Raw genomic sequence first — 11,258 nt, 5'->3', positions numbered from 1 at the left:
CGGAAATGGCCCCGGTCGGAGGCTGATGACCCCCCACCGGAACGGCATCCCCCGAGCTGGGACCGGGGCGGGGTTTCCGGGGTCTGGTGCGCCATGCGGGCACGCTAACCCGCCCCGGTCCCAGCTCGGGGGATGCCGTTCCGGTGGGGGGTCATCAGCCTCCGACCGGGGCCATTTCCGTGTCCCGGCGGACCAGTGCCGCGTACCGTCCGTCCTGCTGGAGCAGTTCCTCGTGGGTGCCGCGCTCCGCCGTGCGGCCAGCGTCGAGGACGACGATCTGGTCGGCGTCGCGGACCGTGGAGAGGCGGTGGGCGATGGTGATGGTGGTCCGTCCGGCGGAGAGGGCGTCGATCGCTTCCTGCACGGCGTATTCGGTACGGGTGTCGAGGGCGCTCGTCGCCTCGTCGAGGATCAGCACCGGCGGGTCGCGCAGGATGGTGCGCGCGATGGCCAGGCGCTGCTTCTCGCCGCCCGAGAAGCGGTAGCCGCGTTCGCCGACGAGGGTGTCGTAGCCGTCGGGCAGCGAGGCGATGTGGTCGTGGATCTGGGCCGCGCGGGCCGCCGCCTCGATCTCCTCGTCGGTCGCGTCAGGCTTGGCGAAGCGCAGGTTCTCGGCGACCGAGGCGTGGAAGAGGTACGTCTCCTGGGAGACGACGCCGACCGCGCGGGCGAGGGTGTCGAAGTCGAGGTCCCGCACGTCGATCCCGTCGAGGGTCACCCGGCCGCCGGTCACGTCGTACAGCCGGGGGACGAGGTAGCTGAGGGTGGACTTGCCGGAGCCCGTGGGGCCGACGACGGCGAGCCCCGCTCCCGCGGGGACGGTCACGTCGACGCCGCTGAGGGTCGGGCCGCTCTTCTCGTCGTAGCTGAAGTCCACGTTCTCGAACCGGACCTCGCCGCGGATCTTCTCCAGGCGCACCGGATTCTCCGGCTCGGTGATGTCCACGGTCAGGTCGAGGTACTCGAAGATCCGCTGGAAGAGCGCGAGTGACGTCTGCATCTGCACACCGGTGGAGAGCAGGCTCACGGCGGGGCGGAAGAGGCCCTGCTGGAGCGAGACGAACGCGACCAGGGTGCCGATCGAGACGGCCGGTCCGCCGGACCGCAGGGCCATGCCGGCCGCCCAGTAGATGACGGCGGGCATGGCGGCCATGACGATGCCGATCGTCGACATCCGCCACCGTCCGGCCATGCTGGCGCGCACTTCGAGGTCGACCAGCCGCTCGGACTCCTCGGCGAAGCCCCGGGTCAGCGAGTCGGAGCGGCCCATCGTGCGGCCGAGCAGGATGCCGCTGACGGAGAGGGATTCCGTGACGGTGGCGGCCATGGCCGCCATCTGCTTCTGGCGCTGGGTGGTGATCTTCTTGCGTTCGCGGCCGACCCGGCGGCTGATCCAGACGAAGACCGGCAGCAGGAGCAGCGAGACGACGGTGAGCCGCCAGTCGAGCGCGAGCATGGCGACGATGGTGGCGATGACCGCGGTGAGGTTGGAGACGAGGGAGGTCGCCGTCGAGGTGACGGTGGCCTGCATGCCCCCGATGTCGTTGGCGATCCGGGACTGCACCTCACCCGTTCGGGTCCTGGTGAAGAAGGCGAGCGGCATCCGCTGCAGCTGCGCGTAGACGGCGGTGCGCAGGTCGTGCATGACGCGCTGGCCGACGGTGGTGGAGATGAGGGTCTGGAGCACGCCGAAGACGCTGTTCATCACGGCGGTGAGGATCATGCCGAGGGCGAGCAGCGTGAGCAGCCCGGTCCGGCCCTGCGGGAGGGCGGTGTCCAGGATCTCGCGCAGCAGGAACGGCGAGGCGACCGACACCAGCGACGAGGCGCCGACGAGTAGTCCGACCACGGCGAGGCGGCCCCGGTACGGGCGGAAGAGGCGGAGGATGCGGCGCAGCTCGGCGGGTGGCTGGTCGGCGTCCTTGGGCGGGGGTGTCCACGTGGGTTCGTCGGGTTTCATGGGCTCCTTCGTCGAGCGTGCGGCTTCGGGAGGGCACGGCCACAGGTGACGGGCGCATGCCTTCGCGGTGGGCGCGGCGGGACCGTCCGGACGCGGGAATCGCGACCGTGACAGTCGAGCCGAATGAGAGCATAGCTCATTGTTACCCCTACTCACAATGAACCATGTCCTGATAGTATTGGCCCATGGATTCCCCCGACCCCGACGGCATGCTCGCCGAACAGCTGCTGCGGCTGACGCGCAGGCTCCAGCGCATCCAGAGCCGCCAGCTGGAGCCGATCGGCATCACGCCCGCGCAGTTCCGGCTGCTGCGCACCGTCGCGCACTACGACGGGCCGCCCCGGATGGCGGATCTCGCGCAGCGTCTCGATGTGGTGCCCCGCGCCGTGACCACCCTGGTTGATGCCCTGGAGGCCGGCGGCAGGGTGCGCCGCGTCCCGGATCCGGACAGTCGTAGGGTGGTCCGGATCGAGATCACGGACGAGGGCATCGCCACGCTCCGCTCGCTGCGCGACGCGCGCCGGGCGGCCGCGGAGGAGATCCTGGCTCCATTGACCGCCGGCCAGCGCGAGGTGCTCGGCGGTCTGCTGACCGCCCTGGTCGACGGAATGCCGGAGCGCCGCTGCTGACCGGGCACGGGACGCGGCGCCGAGCCGCCGGCCCGACGAGCCGCCGAGGAGAACCACCATGCCGCTGCTGGAGCCGGACCCCGACACCCTGCGTCCCGCGGCGGTGCGTCCGCCCTCCCACGACCGCGTCCCCGACGCGCAGGCACCCGGCACACCGGAGACCCTGCGCGACGAGCTGACCGCCCTGCTCGGCGCGCACAAGGTGCTCTGGAAGATCTCCGACCTGGTGAAGTACGCCTCCGACGCCAGCCCGTACCGGTTCGTGCCCCAGGTGGTCGTGGTCCCCGAGGACATCGACGACATCTCCGCGATCCTGTCGTACGCGCACGGCAGGGGTCGCAACGTCGTCTTCCGGGCCGCCGGCACCAGTCTCAACGGCCAGGCCCAGGGCGAGGACATCCTCGTCGACGTCCGGCGGAACTGGGCGGGCATCGAGGTCCTCGACGACGGGGCCCGCGCCCGCATCCGCCCCGGGACGACGGTCGTACGGGCCAACGCCTCCCTCGCCCGGTACGGCCGGCTGCTGGGGCCCGACCCGGCCAGCGCCATCGCCTGCACGATCGGCGGGGTCGTTGCCAACAACGCCTCCGGTATGACGGCGGGCACCACGCGCAATTCGTACCGCACCGTCTCCTCGCTCACCTTCGTGCTGCCCAGCGGCACCGTCGTGGACACCGGCGATCCGGCGGCGGACGAGGAGCTGGTCCGGGCCGAGCCGCGCCTGTGCGAGGGACTGCTGGCGCTGAAGGCGGAGATCGAGGCCGACGCCGCGCTCACCGCCCGCATCCGGGCGAAGTACGAGATCAAGAACACCAACGGCTACCGGCTGGACGCGTTCCTGGACGGTTCGACTCCGGTGGAGATCCTGCGGGGTCTCATGGTCGGGTCCGAGGGGACGTTCGGCTTCATCTCCGAGGTCGTCTTCGACACCCTGCCGCTGGACCGCCGGATCTCCACGGCACTGCTGTTCTTCCCCTCACTGACCGCAGCGGCCGCGGCCGTGCCGCTGTTCAACGAGGCGGGTGCCATCGCCGTGGAGCTGATGGACGGCAACACCCTGCGCGCCTCGGTCAGCGTGCAGGGCGTCCCCGCCGACTGGGCCGGGCTGCCGAAGCGGACCACCGCGCTGCTGGTGGAGTTCCGGGCGCCGGACGAGGCGGGCCAGGAGGCGTACGAGCGGGCGGCGGCCGATGTGGTGCGGAAGCTGGAGCTGGTCCGGCCCGTCACCTCGGTGACCAACGAGTTCACCCGGGACGCCCGCACCATCTCCGGCTACTGGAAGGCCCGCAAGGCCTTCGTCACCGCGGTCGGCGGCTCCCGCCCCTCGGGCACGACGCTGATCACGGAGGACTTCGCCGTCCCGCCCTCCCGGCTGGCCGACGCGTGCGAGGCACTGCTCGCGCTCCAGGCCGAGCACGGCTTCGACGCCGCCGTCGCCGGTCACGCCGCGCACGGCAACCTCCACTTCCTGCTGGCCTTCGACGCGGCGCGGCCGTCCGACGTCGACCGCTACGCCGCCTTCATGGCGGACTTCTGCCGGCTGACGGTGGAACGTTTCGACGGATCGCTCAAGGCGGAGCACGCGACGGGCCGCAACATCGCCCCCTTCCTCGAACTGGAGTGGGGTCCGCGGGCGACCGATCTGATGTGGCGGACGAAGCAGCTCATCGACCCCGACGGGGTCCTGGCCCCTCGCATCGTGCTGGACCGCGACCCGAAGGCCCATCTGCGAGGGCTGAAGACCATCCCGAAGGTCGAGGCGATCGCCGACCCCTGCATCGAGTGCGGCTTCTGCGAACCGACCTGCCCCAGCCACGACCTGACCACCTCACCGCGCCAGCGCATCGTGCTGCGCAGGGAGATGATGCGCCAGCCCGACGGTTCCCCCGTCGAGACCGGGCTCGTCGACGCCTACGGCTATGACGCCGTGGACACCTGTGCCGGTGACTCCACCTGCAAGCTCGCCTGTCCGGTCGGGATCGACACGGGCGCCATGATGAAGGACTTCCGCCACCAGCGGCACTCCCCGCGCGAGGAGCGGGTCGCCGCGCTCGCCGCCAAGCACTTCGGCGCGGCGGAGACGGCGGCGCGGCTCGCGGTCGCAGCGGCGAGCAGGATCGACGACCGGCTGCTGCGAGGGGTCACCCGGCTCGCTCGCCGCGCGGTGCGCCCCGACCTGGTGCCCGAGTGGCTGCCGGAGATCCCCGGCGCCGCCTCCAGGAAGCTGCCGCGCACCTCCAGGGCGGAGGCGAGCGCGGTCTACTACCCGGCCTGCGTCAACCGCATCTTCGGCAGCCCGGACAGTCATCGCGGCCCGTCCCTGCCGCAGGCGGTGGTCGCCGTGTCCGCCCGCGCCGGAAAGCCCGTCTGGATCCCGGACGACGTCAACGGGACCTGCTGCGCCACGATCTGGCACTCCAAGGGGTACGACTCCGGCAACGCCGTGATGGCCAACCGGATCGTGGAGGCCGCCGGGGGCTGGACCGCCGGCGGCAAGCTGCCGCTGGTGGTCGACGCCTCGTCCTGCACGCTGGGCATCGCCCATGAGGTGGTTCCGTATCTCACCGAGGACAACAGGGCGCTGCACCGTGAGCTGACGGTGGTCGACTCCCTGGTCTGGGCGGCGGACGAGCTGCTGCCGGAGCTGACCGTGCTGCGGAAGTCCGACGCGGCCGTGCTGCACCCGACCTGTTCCATGGAACACCTGGACGACGTCGCCCAGTTGCGCGCCGTCGCGGAGGCCTGTGCGCACGAGGCCGTGATCCCGGACGACGCCGCGTGCTGCGGTTTCGCGGGCGACCGCGGGATGCTGCACGAGGAGCTGACCGCGTCGGCGACCGCGAAGGAGGCCGCCGACGTGCGGTCCCGGGAGTACGACGCGTATCTCTCGGCCAACCGGATGTGCGAGATCGGCATGGACCGGGCGACGGGCCGTTCGTACCACTCGGCACTGATGGAACTGGAGTGGGCGACCCGTCCGGGCCCGGCCTGAGACGTACGCGCCTGCCGGGCCCTCCCGTCAGGCGCGGAGGCTGGCCCGGTCGCCCATGACGACGACCGGGTGCTGCTTCGGGTCCAGGGTCCGCAGCAGCTTCTCCATGGCCGGCTTGGACACGCTCACGCACGCCGAGGTGCCGCTGCCGTGGTCCATGTGCAGCCAGATGCTGCCGCCCTTCGACTGGCCCTGAGGGCGCGTCGGGTCGTTGGGCGGCGTGCCCTTGACCCGGTTGTAGTCGATCGCGATGACGTAGTCGAAGTCGTGCCAGTGGGACTTGGCCCAGTAGTGCGGGGCCTGGATCGAGGCGGTCTGCGTGTACGGGAGGCGGGCGCCGGGGTCGGGCAGTACACCGGCCGCGTCGCTCAGGGTGAAGACGCCGACGGGGCTGCGCTTGTCGTCCTCGTGGTGATCGGCCGTCCAGCCCTTCTTGCCGTTGTGGCCCTTCCAGCCGGCGGCCTTGTCCCAGGTGGAACCGGACTTGGTGTAGAGCACGACGGTGGAGTCGGCGGAGTCCTTGCCCGCGCCATAGACCGCGACGACCTGGCGGGATTCGGCCGGGATCTGCGACTGGAGCCGGTCGCCCACATCGGGGATGCGCTTCAGATGCGTGGTCGGGGCCTTCTGGCCGCCCCTCCCGGCGGCGGCCGACCGCCCGGCGTCGGCGCCCTTCTTCGCGTCGTGCCCGTCCCCGCAGGACGTCAGGGTCGTGAGCAGGACACCACAGGCGGCCGCCGAGACCACCACTCGTACCGCACCGGCTATATGCATCCGTCCATGCTCGCACCTGGCGATGTGCGTGTTCGCCCGCCCCGGGGCGGGCAGGGGAAAGCGTGCCGAATCTTTACCCGCCCGGGGTCGCGCACCCCCGGGCGCCGCCCCTCTCCCCCGGCATAAAACCGTTTGCCGCCTCCCCGCGGTTACGCGAGGCTTGCACGGTTTGGTTCCCCCGCCTGCGCACCCCGCAGGTGATCCAGTGCTGCCCCGACGCGCTCGCGGGCCCGGCCTCTTCCGATCCCTTGGGATGTCATGCACATTCGCGACCTTCCGTACCCGGACCCCGGCGATCCCGACGTCCGTTCAGGGCCCCGCTTCCTCCTCTGGCTGGGCCGCAATCAGATCCGCGGGCAGCTCAAGTCCTTGCTGTGGGGGCTGCTGCACCAGTGTGCGATCGCGGGATACCCGCTCGCGGTGGGGCTCGCGGTCCAGGCTGTCGTCGACCGGTCCGGGAGCCGGCTCGCGCTGGCCGGCGCGCTCACCGCACTGCTGGGCGTGGTGACCGCGCTGAGTGACGCCATGGTCCACCGCGCCGCCGTGACCAACTGGATCACCGCGGCGGCCCGGGTCCAGCAGCTGCTGGCCCGCAAGACCGCCGAACTGGGTTCGCTCCTGACCCGCAGGGTCGCGGCGGGCGAGGTGGTGGCGGTGTCCACCGGCGACGTGGAGAAGATCGGCTGGTTCGTCGAGGCCCTGTCCCGGTTCCTGGCCGCCGCCACGGTTCTCGTCGTCATCAGCGTCGGGCTCCTCGTCTACCTTCCGCCCCTGGGCGTCCTCGTGGCGATCGCCATGCCGTTCCTCGCCCTGTCCGTCCTGCCGTTGCTGCCGCGCGCCACCCGGCGGGCCGATGTGCAGCGCGCGAAGGGCGGCAAGGCCACCGAACTCGCTTCGGACACGGTGGCCGGGCTGCGCGTCCTGCGCGGCATCGGCGGCGAGGAACTCTTCCTGGACCGCTACCGGCGCGCTTCGCAGGAGGTCCGCAAGGCCGCGGTGCACAGCGCCCGGATGTGGTCCCTGATCTCCGCGGTCCAGGTGCTGCTGCCGGGCGCCCTGCTGCTGGCCCTGGTGATCCACGGCGCCGCCCTCGCCCGGGACGGCGTGATCGAGGTCGGGCAGCTGGTGACCGTGTACAGCGCGGTGACGCTGATGCTGTTCCCCCTGCGGAACGTGGAGGAGATCGCGCAGGCCTACTCCTTCTCGCGGCCGTCCGCCGAGCGTGCCGTGCGGGTGCTGTCGCTGCGCCGGACCGCCCGGACGGCCACGGTCACCGCCGTCCCGTCCGGCGACCTGTACGACCCGGCCACCGGACTGCTCGCCCCGCAGGGCCTGTTCACCGCCGTGGTCTGCGGCGACCCCGACGAGGCGGGCCGGCTGGCGGAACGCCTCGGCGGCCACACCCAGCCCGAGGAGCCGAAGGCCGGGGCCGACGCCCCCGCACCGCCCTCCGTCCTGCTCGGCGGCGTACCGCTGGACGAGCTGGAACCGGCCGCGGCGCGCACCGTTGTCCTGGTCCAGGACAAGGACCCGGTGCTGCTCTCGGGCACCCTGCGCGAGCTGCTGGACGTGCCGTCGTCCGGGCGGGTGGATGCCGGGGCCGCGCTGTCCGCCGCGCAGTGCGACGACGTGCTGGCCGCACTGGCCCAGGCATCCCCCGACCCCGACTGCGAACCGCTGGACACCCGGATCACCGAACGCGGCCGGTCCCTGTCCGGCGGCCAGCGCCAGCGGCTCGCCCTGGCCCGGTCGCTGCTGACCGACCCGGACACCCTCGTCCTGGACGAGCCCACCTCCGCGGTCGACTCGCACACCGAGGCCCGGGTCGCCGCGGGCATCAAGGAGCTGCGCGCGCACCGTACGACCGTCGCCTTCTCCTCCTCGCCCCTCCTGCTGGACCTGGCCGACCGGGTGGCGCTGGTGGACGGGGACACGGTGGTCGCGGTCGGAACCCACCGCGAACTGCTGGGCACCGAGGAGCGCTACCGGGCCGTCGTCACCCGCGACACCGACGACGAGATGGCGCCCACGGCCGCACCGGAGCGGCACGAGGGCATCGGCACGAACCAGGAAGTCGAGGAACGGGCATGACAGGAGAGGCCATGACCGGCATCGCCCCACCGTCCCGGAAGCCGCCGGCCCGCGAGAGACCGGCCCACGAACCCCCCGCCTACGACCCGGCGGCCCCGGAGACGGCCACGACCCTGCCGGTCGCCGGCGCCACGACCGTACGGGCGTACGTCGTGGAGCTGATGCGACGTCACCGGAAGCCGTTCGTCGTGGTGACCCTGCTCAACGTTCTGGCGGTGACCGCGTCGGTCGTCGGCCCGTACCTCCTGGGCGGGATCGTCGAGGACCTGTCCGACGGCGCCGGCGACCTGCATCTGGAGCGCACGGCCGCGGTGTTCGCGCTGGCGCTCGTCGTGCAGACGGTGGCCACCCGGATGATGCGTCTGCGCAGCGCCATGCTGGGCGAGGAGATGCTCGCCGATCTGCGCGAGGACTTCCTCGTCCGGTCGGTGCGGCTGCCGCCGGGGGTGCTGGAGCGGGCCGGCACGGGCGATCTGCTGTCCCGGATCACCACGGACATCGACCGGCTCGCCAACGCCATGCGCGAGGCCGTGCCGCAGCTGACGATCGGTGTGGTCTGGGTCGGTCTGCTCGTCGCCGCCCTCACCGTCACCGCTCCCCCGCTGGCCCTCGCGGTGGTCGTGGCGCTGCCCGTGCTTCTCATCGGCTGCCGCTGGTACTTCCGCCGGGGGCCCGCGGCCTACCGCTCGGAGGCCGCCGGCTACGCGGCCGTCGCGGCGGCTCTGGCGGAGACCGTGGACGCCGGCCGGACCGTGGAGGCGCACCGGCTGGGGGCGCGCCGGGTCGCCCTGTCGGACCTGCGCGTCAAGCAGTGGACCTCGTGGGAGCGGTACACGCTGTTCCTGCGCACGGTGCTCTTCCCGGTCATCAGCTTCACGTACGCGACGATTCTCGGAGCGGTCCTGCTGCTCGGCGGGTGGTTCGTGATCGAGGGGTGGATGACCGTCGGCCAGGTCACCACGAGTGCGCTGCTCGCCCAGATGATGGTGGACCCGATCGGTCTGATCCTGCGCTGGTACGACGAGTTGCAGGTGGCCCAGGTGTCGCTGGCGCGGCTGGTGGGTGTCCGGGAGATCGAGCCGGACGCGGGCGACGCCGCGGTCGTCCCGGACGGCCGGGACATGCGTGCCGACGAGGTGCGCTTCGGGTACGTGGACGGGGTCGACGTACTGCACCGGGTGTCGCTGGACATCGCGCCGGGTACGCGGCTGGCGCTGGTCGGCCCGTCGGGGGCGGGCAAGTCGACGCTCGGCCGGCTGCTCGCTGGGATCTACGCGCCCCGCACCGGCGAGGTGACGCTCGGCGGGGTGCGGCTGTCGCGGATGGCGACGGAGCGGGTGCGCTCGCAGGTGGCTCTGGTCAACCAGGAGCACCACGTGTTCGTCGGTTCGCTGCGGGACAACCTGCTGCTGGCCCGTACGGACGCCGGGGACGCCGAGCTGTGGGCGTCGCTCGCGGCGGTGGACGCGGACGGCTGGGCGAAGGCGCTGGAGGACGGGCTCGACTCCGAGGTCGGCTCGGGCGGTCTGGTGATCACCCCGGCGCAGGCCCAGCAGATCGCGCTGGCCCGGCTGGTCCTGGCCGACCCGCACACGCTGGTCCTGGACGAGGCGACCTCGCTCCTCGATCCCCGGGCGGCCCGCGACCTGGAGCGGTCGCTGGCCCGGGTGCTGGACGGCCGTACGGTGGTGGCGATCGCGCACCGGCTGCACACCGCGCACGACGCGGACGTGATCGCCGTGGTGGAGCAGGGCCGGATCAGTGAGCTGGGCAGCCATGACGAGCTGGTGGCGGCGGACGGTGCGTACGCGGCGCTCTGGCGGTCCTGGCACGGATGAGGGCTCCCGGGGGGGGGCCGGTCCGCCGGCCCCCCCGGGGTGGCTCAGATGACGTTCATCGCGGCTGCCGCACCGACGCCGCCGAGGATCATGAAGACGGGCATCAGCACCTTGATCTCGACCCAGCTGCCTGCCCTGAAGCGCATGGCCTTCGGCGGGCCGATCGGGTACCAGCGCTTGCGGCCGACCGGGATCGGCCACAGGATCGGGCAGCCGGAGACGGTCAGCGCGTCGCCGATGTCATGGACGAGGGCGCCGAGCACGATCGGCAGCCCGAGCCAGAGGTACTCCTGGCCGGGGTCGGTGAACAGCCAGTCCGCGCCGTTGCCCGGCTTGTCCAGGATGCCGGCGAGAATCCAGGCGCTGGTCGCCCCGAGCAGCCACACCAGGACGTCGCTGGAGACCCGCGCGGCCCGCCAGAGCAGCCCCTCGACGGCGAGGACGAGGTGGACGAAGAGGATGCCCAGCACCGCCCACCGGCCGCCGGTGATCGCGGCGGCGGAGGCGCCCGCCCCGATCAGGACCGCCCACACCCAGGTGTGGGTGAGGGTGCGGTGACCGCCGTTGCGGTTGGAGTCGCCCCGCATCCGGGTGGCCTTGTACACGGCGTGGGAGAGCTTGTCGACGATCTCGCACACCCCGCGCGAGATGGGTCCGAAGGCGCGCGAGATGGTCGCCGACTTGTGGTCGAGGTCGGGGGCGAGCGCGGCACCCGCGCTGATCAGGGCCCCGACGACGAGGACGGGCCACGGCATGGTGTGGCCGGCGGCTGCCGCCGCCGCGCCCACCCCCAGCCAGGCCGCTGCCCCTGACAGAGAGTGTGCCGGTCCCATCATGACTGCCGAGCCCCCGTAGGTGTCGCCGAGAGCGCCGAGGGGTTCCCCTGGCGCGAGATCCGGCCACCGCCGGTGCGGCGCGGCCGAGTTGAGAGGGCAGCGTATCGTCCGTGATCTTCCGGCCGTCGTCCGGTTCCC

The 11,258-nt window shown here is 72.3% G+C and carries 7 protein-coding genes; 4 read left to right on the top strand and 3 right to left on the bottom strand.

All coding sequences use genetic code 11. From position 1 onward, the window contains the following. Positions 1 to 154 precede the first annotated feature (154 nt). Positions 155 to 1,960 carry an ABC transporter ATP-binding protein gene (locus EAO73_RS28880; RefSeq protein ID WP_147974449.1) on the bottom strand — a complete coding sequence of 602 codons (1,806 nt, stop codon included), beginning with the start codon at positions 1,958 to 1,960 and terminating at the stop codon, positions 155 to 157. Positions 1,961 to 2,145: 185 nt separating this feature from the next. On the opposite strand from EAO73_RS28880, the gene EAO73_RS28875 reads away from it, so the two are divergent. Next, positions 2,146 to 2,589: a MarR family winged helix-turn-helix transcriptional regulator gene (locus EAO73_RS28875; RefSeq protein ID WP_147974448.1), complete on the top strand. Its 444-nt coding sequence runs from the start codon at positions 2,146 to 2,148 to the stop codon at positions 2,587 to 2,589. Positions 2,590 to 2,647: 58 nt separating this feature from the next. Further along, on the top strand, positions 2,648 to 5,581 hold the full coding sequence (locus EAO73_RS28870) for an FAD-binding and (Fe-S)-binding domain-containing protein (RefSeq protein ID WP_147974447.1): 2,934 nt from the start codon (positions 2,648 to 2,650) through the stop codon (positions 5,579 to 5,581). 27 nt (positions 5,582 to 5,608) lie between these two features. On the opposite strand, the gene EAO73_RS28865 is transcribed toward EAO73_RS28870, so the two are convergent. Then, positions 5,609 to 6,355, bottom strand: coding sequence for a L,D-transpeptidase family protein (locus tag EAO73_RS28865; protein ID WP_191134266.1), 747 nt, complete (start codon positions 6,353 to 6,355; stop codon positions 5,609 to 5,611). 258 nt (positions 6,356 to 6,613) lie between these two features. Here EAO73_RS28865 and EAO73_RS28860 point away from each other — a divergent pair, with 258 nt between their 5' ends. Further along, the gene (locus EAO73_RS28860; RefSeq protein ID WP_147974446.1) at positions 6,614 to 8,446 is read left to right on the top strand and encodes an ABC transporter transmembrane domain-containing protein; all 1,833 of its coding nucleotides are present in this window, start codon (positions 6,614 to 6,616) and stop codon (positions 8,444 to 8,446) included. Between the two features lie 11 nt (positions 8,447 to 8,457). After that, a complete protein-coding gene (locus tag EAO73_RS28855) occupies positions 8,458 to 10,284 on the top strand; it encodes an ABC transporter ATP-binding protein (RefSeq protein WP_147974488.1) in 1,827 nt (608 codons plus the stop codon). A 44-nt stretch (positions 10,285 to 10,328) separates the two neighbouring features. Here EAO73_RS28855 and EAO73_RS28850 read toward each other — a convergent pair whose 3' ends face one another. Further along, positions 10,329 to 11,120 (bottom strand): metal-dependent hydrolase, encoded by a 792-nt coding sequence (locus EAO73_RS28850; protein WP_147974445.1) that lies wholly within the window; start codon positions 11,118 to 11,120, stop codon positions 10,329 to 10,331. Positions 11,121 to 11,258 lie beyond the last annotated feature (138 nt).

This window comes from Streptomyces sp. col6 (genome assembly GCF_008042035.1).
Taxonomy (GTDB): Bacteria; Actinomycetota; Actinomycetes; order Streptomycetales; family Streptomycetaceae; genus Streptomyces.
Note: the sequence above shows the minus strand (reverse complement) of the source record. Positions and strands in the feature narration are given on the sequence as shown.